General features: G+C 36.2%; 15 protein-coding genes and 1 pseudogene. 6 read left to right on the top strand and 10 right to left on the bottom strand.

What is annotated here, in order from left to right; all coding sequences use genetic code 11:
* Position 1: 1 nt before the first annotated feature.
* On the bottom strand, positions 2-1,267 hold the full coding sequence (locus ES711_RS13930; protein ID WP_146893908.1) for a flippase: 1,266 nt from the start codon (positions 1,265-1,267) through the stop codon (positions 2-4).
* An 89-nt stretch (positions 1,268-1,356) separates the two neighbouring features.
* Between ES711_RS13930 and ES711_RS13935 the strand changes: the two genes are divergently transcribed.
* The 5 genes from ES711_RS13935 (at position 1,357) to ES711_RS13955 (ending at position 8,676) form a co-directional block, all read left to right on the top strand.
* The gene (locus ES711_RS13935; RefSeq protein ID WP_146893909.1) at positions 1,357-2,337 is read left to right on the top strand and encodes a helix-turn-helix transcriptional regulator; all 981 of its coding nucleotides are present in this window, start codon (positions 1,357-1,359) and stop codon (positions 2,335-2,337) included.
* A gap of 753 nt (positions 2,338-3,090) precedes the next feature.
* A complete protein-coding gene (locus ES711_RS13940; protein ID WP_146893910.1) occupies positions 3,091-4,863 on the top strand; it encodes an ABC transporter ATP-binding protein in 1,773 nt (590 codons plus the stop codon).
* Positions 4,864-5,018: 155 nt separating this feature from the next.
* On the top strand, positions 5,019-5,576 hold the full coding sequence (locus ES711_RS13945) for a DUF4256 domain-containing protein (RefSeq protein ID WP_146893911.1): 558 nt from the start codon (positions 5,019-5,021) through the stop codon (positions 5,574-5,576).
* A gap of 649 nt (positions 5,577-6,225) precedes the next feature.
* Positions 6,226-7,932 carry a potassium channel family protein gene (locus ES711_RS13950; protein ID WP_146893912.1) on the top strand — a complete coding sequence of 569 codons (1,707 nt, stop codon included), beginning with the start codon at positions 6,226-6,228 and terminating at the stop codon, positions 7,930-7,932.
* A gap of 288 nt (positions 7,933-8,220) precedes the next feature.
* Entirely contained in the window at positions 8,221-8,676 is a 456-nt protein-coding gene (locus ES711_RS13955) for an FKBP-type peptidyl-prolyl cis-trans isomerase (RefSeq protein ID WP_146893913.1), read from the top strand.
* A gap of 881 nt (positions 8,677-9,557) precedes the next feature.
* On the opposite strand, the gene ES711_RS13960 is transcribed toward ES711_RS13955, so the two are convergent.
* From ES711_RS13960 to ES711_RS13975, 4 genes are read right to left on the bottom strand one after another with little or no spacing between them, the layout of a single operon-like run.
* Positions 9,558-9,959, bottom strand: coding sequence for a response regulator (locus tag ES711_RS13960; RefSeq protein WP_146893914.1), 402 nt, complete (start codon positions 9,957-9,959; stop codon positions 9,558-9,560).
* Positions 9,946-13,731, bottom strand: coding sequence for a PAS domain S-box protein (locus tag ES711_RS13965; RefSeq protein WP_146893915.1), 3,786 nt, complete (start codon positions 13,729-13,731; stop codon positions 9,946-9,948). The genes ES711_RS13960 and ES711_RS13965 overlap by 14 nt, the downstream gene beginning before the upstream one ends.
* 21 nt (positions 13,732-13,752) lie before the next feature.
* On the bottom strand, positions 13,753-14,193 hold the full coding sequence (locus ES711_RS13970) for a response regulator (RefSeq protein ID WP_146893916.1): 441 nt from the start codon (positions 14,191-14,193) through the stop codon (positions 13,753-13,755).
* Positions 14,194-14,195: 2 nt separating this feature from the next.
* A complete protein-coding gene (locus ES711_RS13975; protein ID WP_146893917.1) occupies positions 14,196-15,332 on the bottom strand; it encodes a sensor histidine kinase in 1,137 nt (378 codons plus the stop codon).
* A gap of 554 nt (positions 15,333-15,886) precedes the next feature.
* On the opposite strand from ES711_RS13975, the pseudogene ES711_RS16655 reads away from it, so the two are divergent.
* Positions 15,887-16,147 (top strand): annotated as a pseudogene (locus ES711_RS16655) (IS91 family transposase); the annotation flags it as partial.
* 301 nt (positions 16,148-16,448) lie between these two features.
* On the opposite strand, the gene ltrA reads toward ES711_RS16655, so the two are convergent.
* The 5 genes from ltrA to ES711_RS14005 form a co-directional block, all read right to left on the bottom strand.
* Positions 16,449-17,852: a group II intron reverse transcriptase/maturase gene (gene ltrA, locus ES711_RS13985; protein WP_146893918.1), complete on the bottom strand. Its 1,404-nt coding sequence runs from the start codon at positions 17,850-17,852 to the stop codon at positions 16,449-16,451.
* Positions 17,853-18,598: 746 nt separating this feature from the next.
* On the bottom strand, positions 18,599-18,970 hold the full coding sequence (locus ES711_RS13990; protein ID WP_170245271.1) for a hypothetical protein: 372 nt from the start codon (positions 18,968-18,970) through the stop codon (positions 18,599-18,601).
* A gap of 148 nt (positions 18,971-19,118) precedes the next feature.
* A complete protein-coding gene (locus tag ES711_RS13995) occupies positions 19,119-19,796 on the bottom strand; it encodes a hypothetical protein (RefSeq protein WP_146893920.1) in 678 nt (225 codons plus the stop codon).
* A 144-nt stretch (positions 19,797-19,940) separates the two neighbouring features.
* Complete coding sequence (locus ES711_RS14000; RefSeq protein WP_146893921.1) at positions 19,941-20,525, bottom strand: outer membrane beta-barrel protein; 585 nt, start codon at positions 20,523-20,525, stop codon at positions 19,941-19,943.
* 158 nt (positions 20,526-20,683) lie between these two features.
* Positions 20,684-22,105: a S41 family peptidase gene (locus ES711_RS14005; protein WP_146893922.1), complete on the bottom strand. Its 1,422-nt coding sequence runs from the start codon at positions 22,103-22,105 to the stop codon at positions 20,684-20,686.
* Positions 22,106-22,252: the final 147 nt, after the last annotated feature.

The following is a 22,252-nucleotide window of genomic DNA, read 5'->3' on the forward strand; positions in this document are numbered from 1 at the left end:
ATCACTTTACTTTTAAAATTAAACGCAAATCACTTCTCCCTGTAGAATCCATCAACATATACGCAATATTGGTCATAAAATGGCTGATCAACACAGCAATTGCAGCGCCATTTACTTGCCAGATTGGAATTAAAAGATAGCACAACGCTAGATTAGTTACACAGCCTAAACCAAAGCGGTAAACATTTTTTTGCAAATTATTAGTGTTGATTAAATGCTTTTCATAGATCATTCCAATAAAAATGATCAGTGGGGCCCAACAAAAAATAAGCAACGGATCTTTTGCTTCGGCATAGGCTTCGCTAAAAAAAGCATCTAAAATAAAATCGCCGAATAAGTTGTAAAACACCGCAATACTCAATCCTAAAATAAACATGATCTTAAAAAGTACTTTAAGTTTCTGATGGTACAGACCTGTATGCGTTTGGTAGGATTCTGCTAAGGAAGGGTACAGCGCATTAATGATGGAAAAGCCGATATTCCAACTTAAAATGATCACCAAAAATTGCACAGTGGCAAAAATTCCGTTGGCGTGATCTCCGTGGTAATATTTAAGAAATAGCTCATCAATCGTAATGTAAAACATGATCAGACTATTGGAAATGATCAGAGGAAATGACATCCGTAGTAAAGCTGCTGCCAAGCGTTTAGAAAATTTCCACTGTTTAAAAAACAATAGTTTTTTGTGCTTTAAAATGATGATGTAAATGAGCCCCTGTATTAAGAAATCAAGAATAATCAATAGCGCAAAGTAATACATATCAAACTCTTGGGTAACGCCATAATATTGCAGACCAACAATAATGCCTAAACTGGTGATTTTACTTATAAATATAATTTTTGTCCATTTCTTGGCCAGCAAATAGTATTCGAATACGTCAGTGAGCTTAAACAAATAGCCAAAAGCAATCATAAGATATAAGCCCTTTAAGGCGCTGTTCTCAACCACACCAAAATAAATTATAATGCCCAAAAAAATTACTCCCCAACTCATTAATCGGAGATAGAATGCCGTGGCTAGAATGCGGTGATAGCGCTCAGGATGAAACACAATCTCGCGGATACAAATGGCCGATAAGCCAAGAAAAAATAGTGGGGTGAACATCCCTAATACCGATTCTACAAATTTGAGTTTTCCTATATCTACAGTGCCTAGCGCGCTAAATATTTTTGGAATTATAAAAACACCCGTAATAAGTTGTAGTATTTTTTCGAGCGTAAACCATTTGGTCGCGCTAAAATCTCTTTTACTAAAAACCGATGTCATGAACTGGATTTGGGTGGGTAAATATATAAAAGAGATTCCCTTTAGAGGTTTGAAAGTTAATTATTACATTCGTTTTTCTAAACCATTCTATGACTCCAGAGTTTCTACGCCGCTATTATATTTTACGCATCATTTCAAATCCTAAAGTATACGGCATTGAAAAAAATGGATTTGTGCCGCTTACGGATTTACAAAACGCTCTTCACCAATTAAGAGTCAATAATATTGATGATCCGTTATACGATAAGTTGAGTCAAAATGGGCAAAAAACGATTAAACGTGATTTAGAAAAAATAAAATCCTATTACCAAACCATCATTTTACACAAACGTAATTACGGGTATTTCGTTGAAGAAACCGAGGTCACTGAATCTTTAAAGGTGGTGTATGAAAAAACGGAGATTTACCTTCTACACCATCACGCCCATAAATGGAAGTCGTACGTGAGTACTTCGCGAAACTCGCTAAGTGCTCAAGTAGATTTGGTCCCTTTAATTCACGCCATTGAACAGCAGTTTATGGTAGAATTAGACTATCAGGGTTGGTATGATGATAACGGCTTTCAAAATGTGTCAGGCTTTTTTCAACCGCTGCATCTTAAAGAGATTAATAAGTCGTGGTATTTAATTGCCCATAATCAGCAGTATGGCACCTATACGTTTTGTTTGGACGACAGAATAAAATCTTTTAAAATTAATAAGCAGCACATTAAGCACCCCATTCTGTTCAATGCATTTGATTATTTTGAAAATGCCATAGGAATTTTAAAAACCGGAATGAAACCGGAATGGATTCATATTAAAGTGTCCAACCATCATTTTAAATATATATTAAATAATCCCTTGCACCATTCCCAACACATTGTTGCCCCACCACTAAGATTAGATACAGATGAATTAGATTATAGCAATCCAGACATTTGGGGGGAGCTAAAGATTTTTATTGAGCCCAATTACGAGTTTCTCATGGAAATTTTAAGGTATAATTTATGGGTACGGATTGAAAGTCCACTGCATGTTAAAAACTATGTTAAGGAGCACTTGGTGAGAATCTTGAATTACTACGAATAACCACAGAGCTCATTCATTGCCTATACCCTACTATCTTATTCAAATTTTATACATCGCCACCTTCGCTTCGATTAAATTGTTAAATCACGGTTACTATATTTCTCAATGTCTTCTCTCAACTCCTTGGAATTAAGGTATTAAAATTTAACAAAAATGTTTTTTCAAATGGTCATATTTTGTCCGTTTGGAACCTAGTTTTGAAACTGAAGTAAAAAAGAAACCCCAAATCTACCACCCTATGGCTACTTACAAATGTCGCAAATGCGGCATTCATAAAAACGACACCCTAAATTCCCAATTAAATACACCCATTACTTGCACGGCTTTAGAAAAAGACACGGACGTAGTTTTTCATAGTTGGCAGATGGTTTCAGAGGAAGATTTAATTTGTAAAACTTCTGAAAAAAAGTACTATGGCAAGTTTTGAGACTTGTTCTAAACGTCGCATAAATGTACAAGGTGAGTAAATTGACGCCGGCCTAAGTGCGCAAATTAGTTCTGTGTTTTCCAATCCTTTTGACGAAGTAGACAAGATATACAGAGCGTTTATAAAAATAGAACTAAAACCATAGTTGAAAAACTCTGGTTTTTTTATCCATTAAGATTAATTAGTTTACTATTGGTATCATTCAAATCACATCATCACATTATTCTTCACTCCTCTATAGCTTCATATTCTACTTTAGGCCGGCAGAATCTCATAAACCCTACTTTAATGAGTATTTTTGCCATCTCTATTATTGATTATAAATTATGCAGCATTTTAAAGAAACACCAAAACGCAAAGATCACTCACAACCAAAGGTGACGATGGTCCAAGCTTTCAAAACCATTATTTGGCCTCGACGAAATTTAGTTTTTATCGGGCTCATCTTGATTGTGATTAAAAGCATATCCGGATTGATTCTGCCTTGGCAGAGTAAAGTGCTCTTGGATGAAGTGGTGCCTAATAAAGATTTATCCCAACTCTATACCTTGATTGCGATCGTGATCGGCGCCATTACCGTACAAGCGCTAACTTCCTTTTTACTCACTCGAATCTTAAGCGTTCAAGCCCAATTTTTAATTAGCGAATTACGCTCTAAAGTGCAGAAAAAAGTGTTGTCACTTCCTATTAGCTTTTTTGACAACACCAAATCTGGGGCTCTAGTTTCAAGAATTATGACCGATGTGGAAGGTGTCAGAAATCTGATAGGCACGGGACTGGTACAATTGGTAGGTGGCTCATTTACGGCCATCGTATCTTTAGTTATTTTGATTAAAATAAATGCATGGATGACGCTTTTTGTGTTTGTACCCTTGTCAATCTTCGGGTATATAGCCTTAAAAGCTTTTAAATATATCCGTCCAATTTTTAGAACCCGAGGTAAAATCAATGCTGAAGTGACAGGTCGTTTAACTGAAACCCTTGCTGGCGTCCGAGTGATTAAAGCTTTTAATGCTGAGGAACAGGAAAATGTTGTTTTTGAAAACGGTGTAGAACGACTATATCAGAATGTAAAAAAGAGTTTAACGGCAACAGCATTGATGACTAGTTCTTCAACATTTTTAATCGGCGTGGCTACCACCGGTATTATGGGCATGGGTGGCTATTATATGATGATTGGAGAAATGACCACGGGCGATTTTCTATTTTTTACGCTTATTCTAGGGTTTATGATTGCGCCTATCGTGCAAATGAGTAATATCGGGAGTCAGTTGACTGAGGCTTTAGCCGGTTTGGACAGAACCGAAGAGCTGATGAACATCACCGCGGAAGAAGATAATCAGGACAGAACCATTGCCTTAAAGCAACTTAAAGGTGACATTGAATTCACCGATGTATCCTTTTCATATGAAGAGGGCAAGCAAATTTTGCACAACATCAACTTTAAAGCGCCTGCTGGTTCGGTTACCGCGTTGGTAGGAAGTTCCGGTTCTGGAAAATCGACCATTGCGGGTCTTTCTGCTACATTCTTAACCCCACAATCTGGAAAGGTCACTATCGACAATCAAGATTTATCTAAGGTGAAGCTAAGCAGTTACCGACAATATTTAGGCGTCGTATTACAAGATGAATTTTTATTTGAAGGGACTATTCGCAAAAATATCATGTTCCCAAGACCAAATGCGACGGAAGCAGAATTGCAAAATGCCGTCAATGCGGCCTACGTCAATGAATTTACGGATCGGTTTGATGATGGTCTAAACACCTTAATTGGAGAACGAGGCGTCAAACTCTCTGGCGGACAACGCCAACGTTTAGCGATTGCCCGCGCAATTTTAGCCAACCCAAAAATCATAATTTTAGACGAAGCCACATCAAGTTTAGACACCCAGAGTGAAGCCTTAATTCAGAAGAGTTTGGCCGAATTGATCAAAGACCGAACCACAATCGTCATTGCGCATCGTTTGAGCACAATCAGAAAAGCAGATCAAATTTTGGTTATAGAAGCCGGGCACATTGTAGAACGTGGCACCCACGACCAATTGATTGCCAAAGAAGGTCGCTACTTTGAACTTTACACCTATCAGGCCAAAATATAAGCGGTTAAAACTTGTTCATATGCAAATCTTAATTACTTTTAAGAGTGTTAAATCATATAATTCCATCAATGTTTACGAGTAATTAATTATTTAAAACAGAAAGACTTTTGGGTATTAAATGGATTGCACCTCACCTAAAACATTAATTTATTTGTATGGCAAAGGAGTTATCGCAATTACAGAGCGCTGCATTACTCGCACTATTAAAAAAACGTTTTGAAGACCATATGGAGCGATATAAGAATATGGTATGGGTAAATGTGCAAGCCAGATTGGAGTCTAATTCGGGAAAACTATGGTCCCTAAATGAGATGGAAACTACCGGAGGCGAACCAGATGTGCTGCGCTATGATAACAACACAGACGAGTATGTGTTTTATGATTGCGCGCCCGAGAGTCCAGCCGGTCGCAGAAGTTTATGTTATGATCATGAAGCCCTAAACTCAAGGAAGACAAATAAACCCAAAAACAGCGCGATACACCTGGCGACCACAATGGGTATCGAAATCTTAACCGAAGACGCCTATCGCGACATCCAGAACACAGAACATTTTGATTTAAAAACCTCAAGCTGGGTCAAGACTTCTGAGGCCATTAGAAAATTAGGCGGCGCAATTTTTTGTGACCGGCGTTATGATACTGTTTTTGTCTATCATAATGGCGCAGAATCCTACTATGCTTCTCGTGGATTCCGAGGCTGCTTAAGGGTGTGATTTTGAACCCATCCTGGTCAACCTGTTTAACATACTATAAAGCAAACACCAGCCTATTATGAAATATTCCATGAATTGACATTGGTTAGGCCTACGTCAATTAGTACTTTGAATAGGTGTTTCTTCATTTTACGTCATTAAATTCCTGAGTTGATTATAATCTCCTATTCAATAACGTAGTGCTATCATAAATGAAGTTTGGTCAAAGAAAAACAATCTGCTCAGTCCTCCATTAATAATCTAGCACAACGCAATTTATAACCACTAAAACTATGAGCATTTGGAATGGTCTAACCTAAAAATAATAAATTTAAAAGCTGTAGTGTTGAATACTGCATTATAATTTGGAAGAGACAACGCCTTAATGCCACTTAAATTCCGAACAAAACACGAAATAAACCCCTTAACAACTTGCCCCTATGGTGTGGATTAATGTGTGTTTGCTATAATTCACCTTTAATAGTTATGTTTCATAAGCTATCCTTAGATTGCCTCATGGTATCGCTTTCTTTTTTTTATTCCTAAAACACATATGTATCTTTACATTTGGAGGTTTACAATTTTTCTTAAACAAACCGCAAAACACAAATTAAATCATTAGATTAAGAATCGGAATGAACACATTGCAATTTTTCAAGAATAACAACGTATGAAATTTATCGGCAGTCAGTTAGCGTATTATTTAGGCGATAAAGACTTTAAAAAAAACTCTAAACTTTTACTAAAATATCTAATCCTTCTCGGAATTGTCATCGTGATCTATTCCGTTCTTTTTCATTTTATAATGGCCTCTGAAGGTCAAAACCACTCTTGGATCACAGGCTTCTATTGGACCCTGACCGTCATGAGCACGCTGGGCTTTGGAGATATTACCTTTGCTTCTGATCTCGGTCGTTTTTTCAGCATAGTGGTCTTACTTTCTGGAATTGTCATGTTAATGATTGTATTACCGTTTGCCTTTATAAGGCACTTTTACATCCCCCTTTTAGAATCAAAAAAGAAAAACAAGGTACTGCGTCAGGTTCCTGCAGGAACTAAAAATCACATCTTGATATGTGCTTATGATGTTATCGCTAGAGATCTCACAGAGCGATTGGAACAGGAAAACACGCCCTATTTTGTCATTGAAAACGATCTGGAAAAAGCGATGAAAATGCATGATGACAATGTGCCCGTATTGCTTGGGGAATTGGACGACCAGGGAACCTTTATCCTAGGTAATATTGAAGATGCAAAGATGGTGCTGATCAATAGAGATGACTTCTTAAACACCAAAATCATACTCACCATTAGAGAACTTGCCCCTACTGTTCCCATTGTTGCCATTGCAACTCTTATTGAATCTGTAGATGTACAACAATTAAGTGGAGCGGACCACGTATTGCCGGTAAAAAAGTGGTTAGGTGAGCAGTTGGCAAATAGAGTCAATACCCAACACGCAGAGTCTCATGCCATAGGGCAATATGAAGATCTTTTGATTGCCGAATTACCAATCTATAACACGCCATTTGTGTCACAACGCATCCGAGAGATGGATTTAAGACAACGTTTTGGGGTGAGTATTGTGGGCATTTGGGAGCGCGGCAGGTTGCAACCTATAGCTGGTATTGAAACGCTCACCCAGGAAAGTATTTTAGTCGTTATTGGACATAAAAAGCAACTTCAAAATATTGACGAACTCTTTCACGATTACGAAGTTAACCCCCATCCCGTATTGTTAATCGGAGCGGGCCGAGTAGGCTTGGCGGCGGCAAAATCTTTGCACAAAAATGGCGTCTTGGTGAATGTTGTGGATAAAGATCCGGAAGTGTGTAAAAAAGTAACCCCTTTCTGCAATAAAGTATTTTTGGGGGATGCCTCCGATTACCAATTGCTAAAAAGTGCTGGAATTTTAGATGCCCCATCCGTCTTATTGTCTACCCATGATGACACCATGAATATTTATCTCGCCTCCTATTGCCGTCAATTAAACAACGATGTACGAATAGTGAGTCGAATATCCGAAGCTCGAAATGTGGATATTATACAAAAAGCAGGTGCTAATTTTGTTTTGAGCTACTCTACATTAGGTTCTGAAGCCGTATTATCGATTTCTAAAGGGCAGGAACTGACCGTTCTTGGAGAAGGTTTTACCTTGTTTATCATTCCGATACCAAAATCATTAGAAGGAAAAACCCTAGCAGCCTCTAATATTGGTGCTAAAACCGGCTTGTCGGTAATTGCTATTAAAGAAAACTCAAAGGTTATGACCTTACTCTCATCAGAAACTATACTGCCTCATGGGGCTGAAATAGTCATGTTAGGGAACGTGGAGATGAAACATAAATTCAACAAGATTTATGTCAAGGGAAATTGATTGTCGTTTATATTTCTATTATGGTTTGGAGACAATGAAAAATTGAAGTTAGATGCCATAAAGCACCAATTCATCCTATCAACTGTTATTTATAAGAAATTGAATATGATTTATTCGATTGTAATAATTAAGCATTCCCTAATCTCAGAGCTTTACACGAAATGAGATCTTGATGATCATAAAGACCAACTATTTATGCTATATCATTAGTCGAAAATTGCAAACTAATTTATTACCGTTTATAATAGCATTTGGCCTATATTTGATTCCTTAAAAAATTAGATTTTTATGAAAAAATACCTAGTATTTGTTTTGGTAATCGCATTCTTAACAGCATGTAATAATAATGATGACAATGTAGACTACAAAGCGAAAAATAATGAAGATATTTTAGCATATATTGACGAGAATAATTTAGATGCCCAAAAAACTGATTCTGGCCTTTATTATGTCATTAATAAGCCTGGCTCTGGTGGGCAGCCATCCACTACCTCCAATGTTACCGTAGCCTATAAAGGTTATTTTTTAGACGGAAAAACTTTTGATGAAAGTGATGCTAACGGGATTTCGTTTGGTCTACAACAAGTCATTAAAGGATGGACAGAGGGCATTCCCTATTTTAAAGAAGGTGGTAAAGGTAAACTATTGATTCCTTCGCATTTAGGCTATGGTAATCAGGGACGTCCTGGTATTCCTGGTGGAGCTGTACTTATTTTTGATATTCATTTAATCTCTGTTAATTAGTTGGAGATCAAAAGCACTTAAATCAGTTTGTTCTATGTGTTTTTATGACGTGGTGCAACGGTAACCAGTAGTAGTGTTGTTCTATTCCCGCTGATTGCAAAAAAATGCATTAAATCATTCTTAAATTGAACCTGAACGTTTTCTGTATACAAAAAATAGAACACTCACACTCAACATATTTCAAAAGTAAAGATGGTGCAATCAAGCATTCCCATTGCTGGTTTATAAAAATCAATCCGAAATGTGAGATATGAACGAGAGCAAAGGTAGAACTATCAATTAAAGGTATTTTAGCATTTCTACGGAATTGGCAAAACTTGAATGCACTATCCCTCTAAAAAAATGTTCTTTTCAACTGGTCTAGACGTTTTTCTGATCAATGCCATTATACCAAACATGATAATCTTACATTGTTGGTCTATTGCTTATGGGATATTAAAATGTGCTCATAACATACTTCTAATATGAAATAAAGCGAACCGGGAAATGGGATTCCGATAATGAAAGCAATAATTAGCAGCGAGCCGAACACTTAGCTGTTACCTGACGTTTATTACTTTATTTTTCCAACATCTTTTAAAATCAGAAGTGTTATCCCTAACAACAGACCGATTCCTCCAAGAATACAGCCTCCAAATTTATTTTTATTTCCACCTATAAATCACCCTTCTTTGACCTTGTCAATCAACTGCACAGTTCTATTAGACCTCAAGTTTAAACGCTTTAATAAGAGTTCAATCTCAAACCTATTCATAAGCGGCTATCCGGTTAAAATGGCTGTTTAGGTTGCAAAGTCATGATAAGTTTCGCCCTATTTGAGGATGGACAATTATATGTTTAAGTATCGGAACTGTGGCAACCAATCAAACGAATTTGATCTTTTAAATATTCGCCAATGGTTCAAGATTGCTCACTTTTAACGGTTTTGAAAGGAATCCTTGAACACTCGTATAACTCTCTGCTTCTTTAGTAAAATCCTCTATAGAAGATGATAAAATATAAATGCTAAATTGTTTCTTCAATGATTCTTCAAATTCTGAAAAGGCATCTAAAAATTCCCATCCCGTCATGGTAGGCATATTAATATCTAGAAAAAGAAAGGTGGACATTGGTTCAACGCTTGTGCCGTAATTTTCTTTTATAAAAATTAGCGCTTTTTCAGCTTCAGTAAAAATTTTTATTTCTGCATCTTTATTAAAACGTTTAATTGTAAATTCACAAATCATATTATTAGTAGGGTCATCATCTACAACCATATAGCGCTGTCTTTTAATCATCTTCATTAATAGTATTAAAAATTCGTTCCTCAAACGTCACGGTAAATGTTGTACCATCATTCACTTTGCTCTCAATTGCGATTTTACCACCAAGCAATTCGACTTGCGTTTTTACAAGGAATAATCCCATCCCTTTCCCTTCCACATGGTGATGAAATCTTTTATATAGAATAAAGACCTGTCCGCGTTTTTTATCGAGATCTATTCCTAAGCCATTATCTTTAAAAGTGATAACCACAAATCCATCTTTCAATTCAGAACTAATCGCAATTTCGGCTGGAATTTCCGGTTGGTGGTATTTAATACTGTTCGCGATCAGGTTATAGAATATACTATGCATATAACTTTGCACAGTATGTATTACCGGCATTCTGAAATCTGTTGTGATGTTCACATTTTCCTTATCAACTAAATTTTGAATGCTGTTTTTAATAGCGTCAACCAGATCATTGAGAACTACAGATTGTTTCTTGGCATTAATCTTTCCTTTTACTTGTAAAATCGAATTAAGATCGGTTATTACAAGGTCCAAACGCTTTACATTGTCCAGCAGGGCATTCTGGAAATCATTTTTCATCTCCTGAGTATAATCTTCCTGCCCTAATAAATCTCCAAGGCCAAGAATATTTGCTACTGGCGCGCGAAGGTTGTGCGAAACAATATAAGAAAATTGTTCCAAATCGCTATTTCTCTGTACAAGCTCCTCAGTATGTCCCTTTAAATTTTTATTGAGCTCAATAACTTGCAGCTGCGTCTCTTTTCTTGAAGTAACATCTCTAAAATATATTGAAAGGCCGCTGTTTGAAGGATAAGCAGTAACCTCAAACCATTTACTTACACCTTCATAGTATTCCTCAAAATTTACTACGGATTGTTCTAAAACAGCTTTATGATAATTGCTAAAGAATTTTGTTTGGATGGCATCTGGAAATCGCTCCCAAATATTTTTGTTAATAATTTCTGCCCTACTGCATTGTAAAAAGTTGGCTGCATGCTGATTCCAATAGGTCACGTTCCAGTTAGTATCTACCATAATAAAAGCGTCCCCAATACTTTCCAAAACAATCTCTTTTTCTTCTGAAGCCTTCAAAGCTTCTATTTCTGAGTTCTTAATTGGGGTGATATCCTGAAAACTCCCGTTAATTCTAGCGCACTTTCCATCTACAAAAGTTGGTCGGCCTATTTTTCTAATCCAGCGTTCATTTCCATTTGCCGTGATTATCTGCAATTCCAAATCATATGAGATGTTATCATTAACGGCGTTCTTGTATGCCTTATTCATTTTATCTCTACTATCTCCTTCTTTATAAAATGCAATTCCATCTTTAAGCGTAGGAATATAATCTAAAGCTACTTCGTGAATTTCTTTAGTCACCAGAGACCAATACATGATATCTTTTCTACAATCTAGTTCAAAACTTCCTATCCTCGCCAACTTTGAAGCTTCTTCTAAAAGCTCTTCCAATTTCTTTTTATCAGTAATGTCTGATACCATTCCTAAAGCCCCTGAATAATTTCCTTTTTCATCAAAAATGGGAGTCGCAGAGACGTTAGTAAGAATATGTTTTCCACTTTTAGAAATAAAAGTAAGTTTATAACTTTCTGGTATTCCCTCTTTTCTTCGTTCAATTGCCTTAATGGCTTTTTGCTTTTCACTCTCCTCCATAAAGGACAAATGCTCTTTCCCCAGCATTTCCTCTTCAGAGTATTCAAGAATTTCGCAAATATTTTTATTTACAAAAGTGATTTTGTTGTTTTCATCGAGTTGCCAAATTCCCTCCTGAGTTGTTTCTACAATCTGGCGGTATTGTTGTTCGCTCCTTTCTAAATCTTGTCGCGATAGAATTTGTTCAGTAATATCATTTATAAAAAAGAAAACGCCTGCTATATCTCCCTTACCATTTCTAAAGGCTTGGTAAATATAGTTGATATACAAATCGGTCATTTCACCTTTGCCTTCATTGTTTATCTGTATAAATCTTTCTGTCCCAAAATAGGTCTCACCGGTATTGTATACTTTATCTAATAAATCTATAAAGCTCTCATCAAATCCTTTTGGTAATAAACCTGGTAGCAGTTCTAACATTGTTTTTCCAACGATATTCCTTTTCCCAATAAATCGTAAATAGGATGGATTGGCCATTTCAACAATATGGTTTGGTCCTTTGAGCATTCCTATAGCCGCCGGCGCTCTTGAAAACATTTCGAAAAATTGATTTCTTTCAGTTTCTACTGCGCCCTCTAATCTTTTTTTCTCGGTGATATCAAAATTCAGTCCAATCATTCGCACAGGTTTCCCTGTGGCATCGCATATTACCACCGCATTTCCTTTTAGGTAGTGAACAGATTTATCTGGCCAAACAACCCTGAATTCTGGCTCATAATCACGGATTCCTGCCAAGGCATCTTTAGAATCTTTGTTGGCTTTTTCATAATCATCAGGATGTATACAATTTCCCCAATCACTTAACGCACTGAAAAATTCTTTCCTTTCTATTCCGTATAACTCATACATTCTATCATCCCAAGTCATGGTATCCTTTACAATATCCCAGTCCCAAATTCCTAACTTTGCTGCTTTAGTAGCTAGGGTCATCCTTTCGGTCAATGTATAGATGGCTTGTTCCGCTTCTTTTTCCTTTGTGATATCCGTTTGAATAGAAAAGAATCCGGTAAGTTTGCCAGTGGAATCAAACTTTGGCTGGCATTCTATATTTGTCCAAAACTTGTCGCCCGATTTTGTATAATTAATTATATCACACTTGAATGGTTCTTTGTTGCTGATTTTTTCGTGCATAAAACGAACTACCTCAGGATCTGTTTCTGGTCCTTGTAAAAAACTACCAGGTGTTTTGCCAAGAATTTCATTTATTTCAAATCCTGTCATTCTGATAAAGGCATCATTCACCCATTGAATTTTTTCTTCGGCATCAGTGATTATTACAGCATTGCTCGTTTTTCTTGCAACAAGGGATAACTTCGTTATTTCTTTTTCTGCCAGCTTTTTTTCTGTGATATCTTGACTCGTTCCTACTGCTCGTAAAGGCTTGCCATCCAGATCTTTAAAAGTTTTCCAATTATGTGTAATATATTTTAATTTTCCATTTTGTAAAATGATCTTGTGCTCAATAAAACCATTAGATGTACTGTTTAATGAATTTTCTAAAGCTGTGTCAAGTTGTATTCGATACTCTGCTGGCACAAAAGAAAGAAAGCCCTCAAAGGTTACTTGATAAGTACTTGGATCGGTTTCAAAGATACCATGTGTTTCTTCAGACCAGGTTATTTCATAGGTTTGTAAGTCTATTTCCCAGCTTCCTAACTTAGCAATTTCCTGGGCTTCTTTTAAATGTAACTGACTGTTTATTAAATCATCTATTATAAGTTGCTTTGCTTTTTTTAAGCGGTATTTTTCCATAGCATTCAATACTGCTTGTGGCAGCCTATGCATGCGGTCTTTTAGAATATAATCATCTGCTCCCGCTTTCATTATTTCAACAGCATATTCATCAGATATTGTGGCGGTAACCAATATAATAGGAATCTCTATTCCTCTCTGTTTCATAATTCCCATTGCTTCTACGGAATCAAAAGAAGGTAGCGTGTGGTCTGCAATAATCAGGTCTGGTTCAAATTCTATGAGTGCGCGTTCGAAAGCTATTTTATTAGCAACAACCAAACTCTCAAAGCGAAAATGTCCTTTTTTCAATTCTCTTTCTACTAATTCAGCATCAGTAGAAACGTCTTCGAGATGTAGTATTCTTAGTTTATTCTTCAATTTGTAGGGATTTTTATTACTTTACACAGGGGATTGATTTTTCAGTAACCAATAGAAACCGAGATCTGTAACTACTTTGGTAAACTCATCGAGCTCAACGGGCTTTACAATATAGCTATTTGCACCCAGGGAATAGGCACGTTCAATATCAGGATGTTCTTTAGAAGACGTAAGCACTACAACTGGAATCGCTTTTGTAAGTTCATGTGCCTTGATATGTGTTAATACTTCCAGACCATCCATTTTTGGCATTTTTAAATCTAACAGAATTACCTTGGGCTTGTTGGTCGTGTCTCTACCTTCAAATTTTCCAGTTCCATAAAGAAATTCGAGTGCCTGGGCGCCGTCTTTAAGATGAACAAGAGTGTTGTTAATATTGCCTTTTTTAAATGCACGAATTGCAAGCTCTGCATCGTTCATATTATCTTCTATCAGCAGGATTTCGACCTTGTTAACGTCCATATTTAGTTTAGTTTAAACATATTATTTTCTACTATTTCCGCTTCATTACATGCTAAGCTAAAAAAGAAATCGGCACCTTCTCCTTCTTTTCCTTTGGCCCAAACTTTTCCTCCGTGTTTGTTAATAATCCGGTGAACAATAGCAAGACCCACCCCCGTGCCTGAAAATTCCTCAACGGAATGAAGCCGCTGAAACACACCGAATAATTTATGTGCATATTGCATATCAAAGCCTGCGCCATTGTCCTTAACACAATATATAAGAGTTCCATTTTTGCGAACCGAACTTATTTCTATAATCGGTTTCTCTTTTTTTGAAGAATATTTTATGGCGTTATATAAAAGGTTTGTCATTACAAGCTTTAATAAACTAAAGTCTCCCGTAGCTGGGAAAAGATTGTTAAACCTTATTTCTGCATGGTGCGTCATGCTTTGATTAATTTCTGACATTACAGTTTCGGCCAACGCATTCATATCCACTTTAGATTTTACTATTGCTTTCCGGCCCAATCTAGAAAAGGTAAGAAGGTCATCTATCAGTACGCCCATTTTTTTAGCATTATTTCTCACTTCTCCCAACCATCTTTTTCCTTCAGCATCAAGCACTGCTTCATAATCTTCGCTCAACATTTGTGCGTACCCGTTTATAGCACGAAGCGGCGTACGCAGATCATGCGATACAGAATATGAAAATGATTCTAAATCTTCAGTACGCTCTTTTACGCGCTTCTCTAATTCGTCTACTTCTTTGTTGGAATCATATAATTCGACAGCTCTTTTTTTCTTTTCCCCTTTTTGAAAGCTGAGCTCTTTATTTGCAATGACGAGTTCTGCTGCTCGTTTTTCTTTTTCCTCGTTTTGATAGGCAAGCTCTAAATTTGCAATAACGAGTTCTGCTGCACGTTTATCTTTTTGATCATTTTGAAATGCGAGCTCTTTATTAGCCAGAATTAATTCTGCTGCCCGGTTATTAATTTCCTCATTTTGCAAAGAAAGTTCTTTTACAGCCCGAGAAAGCTTGATCGCAATTTCCTTATTTGCTTCATCCAATGCCTCTAATGCTTCTTCAGACAATTTTAGAGCGGTTGTAATTTTTACTTCCTGTTTTAAAAAATGCTGATTCTCAATTTTATTCGTCATACACTATTTATTTTGAACAATCTCCGAAATCTGTTGCCGGTTAGAAGCAGTCTAAATTGGATTTTAATTAGAAATATTTCACTATTAATATGATTATGAATTCAGAAAAAAACTTCTACAAACAGTCAAATGTTGTATTTCATCCGCAAAAAAGTATTTTTCAACCGATAAAACGAAGTACAAAGATAGTTTAGTTAAGAATGCATTACCTGTTTTTAAAAGATTATTATCTTCTTTAAAGTTCATTTAGAGCTCATTAAATTGTATCGTATGCACTGATAGAGAAGTCCTGCCATTTTTTTTTGGCTTTTCGGACTTCAAAACCCGTTTGAATCTGTTTATAAACTCTGTAATCTAAAATTCAATTTACTAAAAGTAGAGTAATAATCGAATTTTTTCAATCTGTTAATTTGCTAATAAAATTAAGTCTGTATATACGCAAACAGCCCTAAATACTACGGTTTTAATTTATTTAACTGACTTTCATATAGTTGACAAAGAATATATTTAATGTTTTCTTTGGGAGTGTATTTTACAAATTAAGAAGGTGGCAGATCCTGCCCAAGGGATTTACCCGAATACGGCATTATGGTATTTTGAGTAGCAGTTGGAAAAAGGAGAAGTTGCCAAAACTACAAGGCGAACTGGCAACGATGAAAATGGAACCTATCAGTACCATACAGCAGATTTTGCACCGCCGATGTCCTGTTTGTAAAAAAGGGAGACTGCATACTATTCTGCTGTTCAATGATCGTGGGCCTCCCGAAAATTGGCGCGTTTTACTAAAAGATAGAAAATTGAATAGGAGCAACTAAAAATTATTCTGCAAAGGCGGACTGGCTCTGCTATGCCATGACTTAAAAATTAAAAAATAAAAACCAGAGATTGTCAACCAAAACCAGTAGAAAACTGCAAAGAATGTAGACAATAATTTAGATCTATACATTTTGACCACACAAATACCAGCGTAACCTCCTAGTATCCTTCACTCAACTTAACGTTTTACCCATAAGACGGCAAATCAACCGGATTCGTCAATCGGATAGGAGGAACGGGATTAATTCCCGCTCCGACCTTCCACAGCACCCAGCGTACGGATCCGTACTGGGCGCTTCCTTAAGTTTTGATACTAACCTTTCGATATTGGTCTGACAGCATTACATAGCCTGCTTTTCTCAGATTTTCCGTGGTGATTGTGGTCTTAAGGATAAAACTATTAGCTGTATGCCAATAGCTTTTCCTTGTATTTGCCCATTCCCAAGCCTTGGATTTCTTAACCCCTAGCTTGATAAGATTCTTCACTCTGGTTCGTATCCGTTTCCATTGTTTCCATATCACCATCCTGATTCGTCTTCGGTACCACTCGTCTATTCTAAGAAGCCGATTCTTCATGTCTGCCAATTTGAAGTAGTTCCCCCAACCAGTGATGTACTGGCGAAGGACTTCTTTTCTTCGGGAATTACCCCAGCCATTACTACGGGATGTCAGCTCTTTTATTTTAGCTTTCATTTTTGCTACACTCTTTCGGTGTATCCGTAGGCGCCCTTCTCCTTTGCTTTTGTAAAAGGAGTATCCAAGGAATTTGACCTTCCTTATGTGGGCACTTTGGCTTTTCTCCCTATTCACTTTTAAGAACAGTTTGTCCTCTATAAAGTGGATCATTGAGCTCATTGTCCGTTCTGCACTGCGTTTACTTCTGCATAGTATCAGAAGGTCATCAGCATAACGTACAAATTTATGCTCCCTACTCTCCAGCTCTTTGTCCATTTCGTTCAACATAATGTTGCTTAAAATTGGACTTAGTGGACCTCCTTGCGGAACCCCCACTTCACTAGTTCGTATTTTGGATCCTACTTGCACTCCCGCATTAAGATATTTATGTATCAGTGATACCACTCGACCGTCTTTTACAGTACGAGAGAGTGTCTCTATCAGCTTGCTATGGTTTACCGTGTCAAAGAATTTTTCTAAATCCAAATCTACTGCATACTTGTAGCCTTCCGTGATATACGCTTGACATTTCCTTAATGCTCCGTGAGCGTTGCGCCTTGGTCTGAACCCGTAGCTATTGTCGCTAAATTGGGGTTCATACATCGGCGAGAGAACTTGGGCAATCGCTTGTTGGATACACCTATCCACTACGGTAGGTATTCCTAATTTGCGATGTCCGTTATCCTTGGGAATAAGTACTCTGCGTACAGGGTTAGGGCGGTAATTTCCCTGTAAAATGGACGTTATTAGTTCGTCTTTGTGTATGACAAGATAATCTTGTAACGATTCGACTTCCATCTTGTCTACTCCCCCAGATCCTTTGTTTCGCTTTACCTGTTGGTAAGCCCTATTAAGGTTGGAAGGTGACACAATCATCTCTAATAGTCCATCTCCTAATTGATTGGTATCCGTGAGGTTATTTTCAGTTATCCATAAAAACGTCTGCCCTCCCACATAGCCTTCGGATACTGTCCTATTCTTCTGTGGGCAGGTCTCTTCTTTCGAGATTTTCTGCGTTCTTCCGTTCATACAGTAACATTCATTTACTGCTCACTCCTTAAGGTTCACCCCTTCCCAATATGAGTCATTGTCTTGGTACTATGGGCTCGGCTGACTTCTCATGGTAAGCTTTACTCCGTGTTTCATACATTGTTTCCACACGTCCATGAGATCTCCCTAGGTAAGAACGATAACTTTAATCCCATCTACCTGCTACATTTACCATGTTGTCTCCGAGCAGTATTGGACTTTGGTTTGGTGTGCAACCTTATCCAGACAACTTTGGCCTTATATGTAGTTTCTGTCCGTCAGGCCAGGACTTTGCCGCCAGTTTCCTTCAGATTCCACCTCGCGATGGACACCCTTACCTTAAGCTAACACTTCCCACTGCTTGGGCGTGTTCGGGACTTTCACCCTATAGTTATCGGTCATGCTAGGCGCACACACAGTATTCAGCTCTGGCCTATCGGCGAGCCGAATCCTTAGTTATTGCCCACAGTATTTATTTCGGCCAAACTGAATATAAAAAAGGCTTAATATTATCAATTCCGTTATGTTTAGAATTATTTTGTTTTTAATAATTAGGGATAGTAAAAAGTCAAGAAATATTCCGAATAGACCAACTTCAATTCCAACTGTCATTGCGATAAGTCCATAACCAAAAGGGTCATTCACAGCTTTGAAGTCAAAAATCATTATTGAAAGACATAACAAAATTAAGAGAACTGAAAAGATTGTTAGCACCGAAATTTTTTTTAATAATAACTTTTTCATATTCAATAAATAGGTGAGTCAAAGTTCACAATCGTTGTGTCTTTTTCCACAATAAAATCAACCCAATGGTCAAGTGAACTTCCATTCGTATAATATCCTCCACCACTTATTTCCTTTTTCCCATTCGCACGAGTAAAAGTCAGAGAGTATGCTCCATCGGTTTTGTTTTTCCGCATCGATAAGAATTCAGTCGCACTTTCATTCGGTTCAATTCGGTCAATACTTATAACGTCCAGTTTTTCAGTCGTAGTAAATTCCACATTTGTTATAGGTTCACTTGATTCATTTTTAATTTTCATTTCTATTCCGTCTTTTTTGTAGAAAATACAAGCGCTTAAAGTTAGAATAAATGTAAATGCAAGCAGTTTTTTCATATTGTGGGCAACGTTTAGTGTATTAGCAGTGGCGTGGTTCGGCACGGACAATTGCAAACAGGTACTTGCCATTGGAAAATCCGCAGGATTTTCCAAGTAGGCGGGAACAAGCCATTGCTTATACACATTGTTACAGCACGTATTTTCTTCACGATACTGCCATGATTTTTATCTTATCAATTACCCATTTACTCTTTACTTTTCGAATAAAAACCAATCCACTAAATCCGCAAAGTCGTCCACAACCAAATCCGCTTATCATAACTCCATAATTTTTTGTTTGATCAAATTGAATACGTGAAAATCCAGTTATTCCAGAAAGATAAAAATTATAATCGCCTTTCCAAACTTTGCTTGTAGGTGGTAATTGCGATCGGTATTTGAGTTTGAATTTATCATCGTGTTTTAAATCCGCTAAATTTATTTTATATGGTTTTTCAATATTTGTGGTATCCAATTTAATTTTGAAATCCTTATAAAAGTTAATCAATTCCTTTTTCGCTCTTTCATTTATCTGGTAAGTACTGTCCACAATCGCAACTACTAATTTAGTAGTATCTTTTTGTAATTCAGATTTTCGCTTTTCGAGATCGGCTATAATTTTGGTTTCGTCCAATTTAATTTCGGTCGAATCAGTCCATTCAAAATTCGGTGGTGGCGGTAGTGGTTGCTGTGTCAATCTTGTATCGTAAAAAACAGAATCAAGCAAAGCTGGAAAAATTTCGATCGCAACAGCCTTTTCAAACTCCAAACTTGTTTGTTTTTTTTCACAGCTAATGAATAGCAAAAACATTGAAATTATGACTAAGATTTGTTTTGTGGTCATATGTGCTGTAACGTCTCGTATAAAAACTGTGCGAGCTGGCGAGCGTGATTGTCCGCAGGACAATCCGATGAGCAAGCGAGCACGGTGTTTCGATTCAAGACTGGTTTAAGCATTGTTTTTATATGTTGTTGGCTGTAGATTCACTTAGAACCTGTAACCGAGACCAAATTGAATTCCAAATTCAGTAAGTTTCTGATGATAATTTTCTTTTTCAAATGGAATAACAGCGTGTCTTTTAAAATTAGGATTTAGGAAAATGGAAATGTTATTAAAATTGTATTTTGCTCCCAGTCCTAAGCTATAACCAATTCCAGATTGTGAATCAATTGAATTTTCGGTAGTTTGAAAGTCTAAAATCGGTCCAGCATTGACAAATAGATATTTCCAAAATGAATAATTACCATAAATTGGAATAGAAATAATTTCTAATTTTTCACTTCTGGTTCGATATCCTTCTGGCCACATCATCACTCTATGTTCAATATCTGATTTTAATAAATTTAGACCGAATTCAATGCTAAAATTGTTTTTAACTTGTCTTAAATACTTAATTCCAAATTCATTAAAATTATTTACATCATAATTTCCAACCCCATCTAAATCTGAATTTCTTAATAATTCACTGTCGGAAATCCCGTAATAAATTCTTAATTCGTTTGAGTTTTGTGAATACGTCTGGATAGTCATTATCGAAATAACTATAGCTAAAATAAATTTTGCAGTTTTCATAATAATTATATTCTTAATTTACAGCCAACGTTTATGTATATGAGCTGTGGCGTGTTAAAGCACGAACCTCTCCAAATAAAAACTGGCTTTGGAAAATCCGCAGGATTTTCCAAGTGAGGACTGACCAAGCCATAGCTTATATACGGTGTTGGCAATAGTTATTTTTCCGACTGTTTTCTCTCAAGTTCTATTGCTAAATCAATCGCTTTATCTTTTTTGTTTTGTAAATCAGCTGATAATTGGTCTAAAAAAATGTCTTTGTTTGTTGAATACTCTAATTGATAATCTGCTGAAATTCCAATATTCTCGTAATTTTTACCATTTAAATCTTGATAAACTTCATTAGACAACTCGTATTCCCAACCGTTAGGAAGTTCTTTATCTAAAGTCGAAGAAAAAATTCCTTCAGTTGTTGAGCCAATTCTTTTGAAATTGGAATTAGCTAAAGATGCTAAAACAAGAATTTCAGAAGCACTTGCTGTTAGATGGCTTGTTAGTAAATATACATTTCCACTAAAATGATTCTCTGACGGAATAATTTTAAATTTTTGAGGATTTGCAAAACCTTTTTTTATTCTTGCTTTTTTTGTGTAGGCCAATTTTTCTTTATTTGAAAAGTGGTTTAAAATGTCAAGTGCAACAGCATCTTTTCCGCCACCATTAAAACGCAAATCTAAAATATAGCTTTTTGCTTGTGGCAAGTTTTTAATAATTGAATTCAGTATTTTATTGATTCCGTCAACTTCGTCTTGCCTTTGTAATTCATCTTTTCTGTTCTCTGCTTTTTCCCAATATTGACCATAGAAATTTCTTAAATCCAAATCTTTCTCCAAGTCATAATCCGCTAACATTAGCATAGAATTGATTTGAATGTAGCCTATGTTTTCTTTGATAAGTCCGTAACGAACCATTCCTGCATTGTAATTGCGTAAACTGTCAACATAAAATTCTGCAATTTCTTTGTTGAGTTTAAATTCGTCCAATTTAGAATACTTTTCTTCTTGTTCTTCTATTTGATTTTTAAACTCGTTTTCAATTTTTTCGGGCACTTCCATTTTGACGTGTCCATCATTTAGAAGTTCAATCATTTCCCTAAAGATTGTGTAAAGCTCTAAATCAGTCGTGTTCTCGTTTACTTTAGGTTCGTATTTTTTATAGATTTCTTTCCAATCAATATTTTTAATATCAAAAGATGCGTAATGTTCATTGAATGTGTCCCAAAACACTTGAAAGTTAATTTTTGGGTCGTGATTTAATTCGCTTGTAGGTTTACAGAGATTTGGCAATTTCTCTAATCTCGTAAACAGCCATTCATCATTTCCGTGTTGAATAGTTAATGTGTCTTTTGTGTAGTTTTGGACTTTTCCAAAATCTAAAATATGTTCTTTAAAAGATAAATTACAATCTTGCTTTGATATATTATAAACACTTATAAGTGTGTCGTTTAATTCGATAATATTTCCATATCCAATTTGTTTCCAAATTCCGTCTGGTTTTGGTTTTTCGTTCGATATTTTGTAATTGCACGAACAAAAAACAAATAATAATGTAAATATTAATAAAATTTTAATGTTTTTCACTCTGTTTCTTGGTTTGGTTATAATTCTGAGTAACGTTTTGATTTTACCTTGTAATTACTGGCTTTCAAGCAGGTTGTATTTTACTCATTCTGGCATCTAAATTAGCGATTTGTTTTTGAAGTTCGAGGACCTTTCTCTTTCTTTTCT

This window comes from Gelidibacter salicanalis (genome assembly GCF_007997285.1).
Taxonomy (GTDB): domain Bacteria; phylum Bacteroidota; class Bacteroidia; order Flavobacteriales; family Flavobacteriaceae; genus Gelidibacter; species Gelidibacter salicanalis.

What these genes read in the sequence shown, in the direction of transcription:
- ES711_RS14000 (WP_146893921.1), bottom strand. Translation starts at nt 20,525, where the DNA reads ATGAAAACTGCAAAATTTATTTTAGCTATAGTTATTTCGATAATGACT.
- ltrA (WP_146893918.1), bottom strand. Translation starts at nt 17,852, where the DNA reads ATGAACGGAAGAACGCAGAAAATCTCGAAAGAAGAGACCTGCCCACAG.
- ES711_RS13960 (WP_146893914.1), bottom strand. Translation starts at nt 9,959, where the DNA reads ATGAAGATGATTAAAAGACAGCGCTATATGGTTGTAGATGATGACCCT.
- ES711_RS13990 (WP_170245271.1), bottom strand. Translation starts at nt 18,970, where the DNA reads ATGAAAAAACTGCTTGCATTTACATTTATTCTAACTTTAAGCGCTTGT.
- ES711_RS13995 (WP_146893920.1), bottom strand. Translation starts at nt 19,796, where the DNA reads ATGACCACAAAACAAATCTTAGTCATAATTTCAATGTTTTTGCTATTC.
- ES711_RS13955 (WP_146893913.1), top strand. Translation starts at nt 8,221, where the DNA reads ATGAAAAAATACCTAGTATTTGTTTTGGTAATCGCATTCTTAACAGCA.
- ES711_RS13940 (WP_146893910.1), top strand. Translation starts at nt 3,091, where the DNA reads ATGCAGCATTTTAAAGAAACACCAAAACGCAAAGATCACTCACAACCA.
- ES711_RS13950 (WP_146893912.1), top strand. Translation starts at nt 6,226, where the DNA reads ATGAAATTTATCGGCAGTCAGTTAGCGTATTATTTAGGCGATAAAGAC.
- ES711_RS13935 (WP_146893909.1), top strand. Translation starts at nt 1,357, where the DNA reads ATGACTCCAGAGTTTCTACGCCGCTATTATATTTTACGCATCATTTCA.
- ES711_RS13975 (WP_146893917.1), bottom strand. Translation starts at nt 15,332, where the DNA reads ATGACGAATAAAATTGAGAATCAGCATTTTTTAAAACAGGAAGTAAAA.
- ES711_RS13970 (WP_146893916.1), bottom strand. Translation starts at nt 14,193, where the DNA reads ATGGACGTTAACAAGGTCGAAATCCTGCTGATAGAAGATAATATGAAC.
- ES711_RS13930 (WP_146893908.1), bottom strand. Translation starts at nt 1,267, where the DNA reads ATGACATCGGTTTTTAGTAAAAGAGATTTTAGCGCGACCAAATGGTTT.
- ES711_RS13945 (WP_146893911.1), top strand. Translation starts at nt 5,019, where the DNA reads ATGGCAAAGGAGTTATCGCAATTACAGAGCGCTGCATTACTCGCACTA.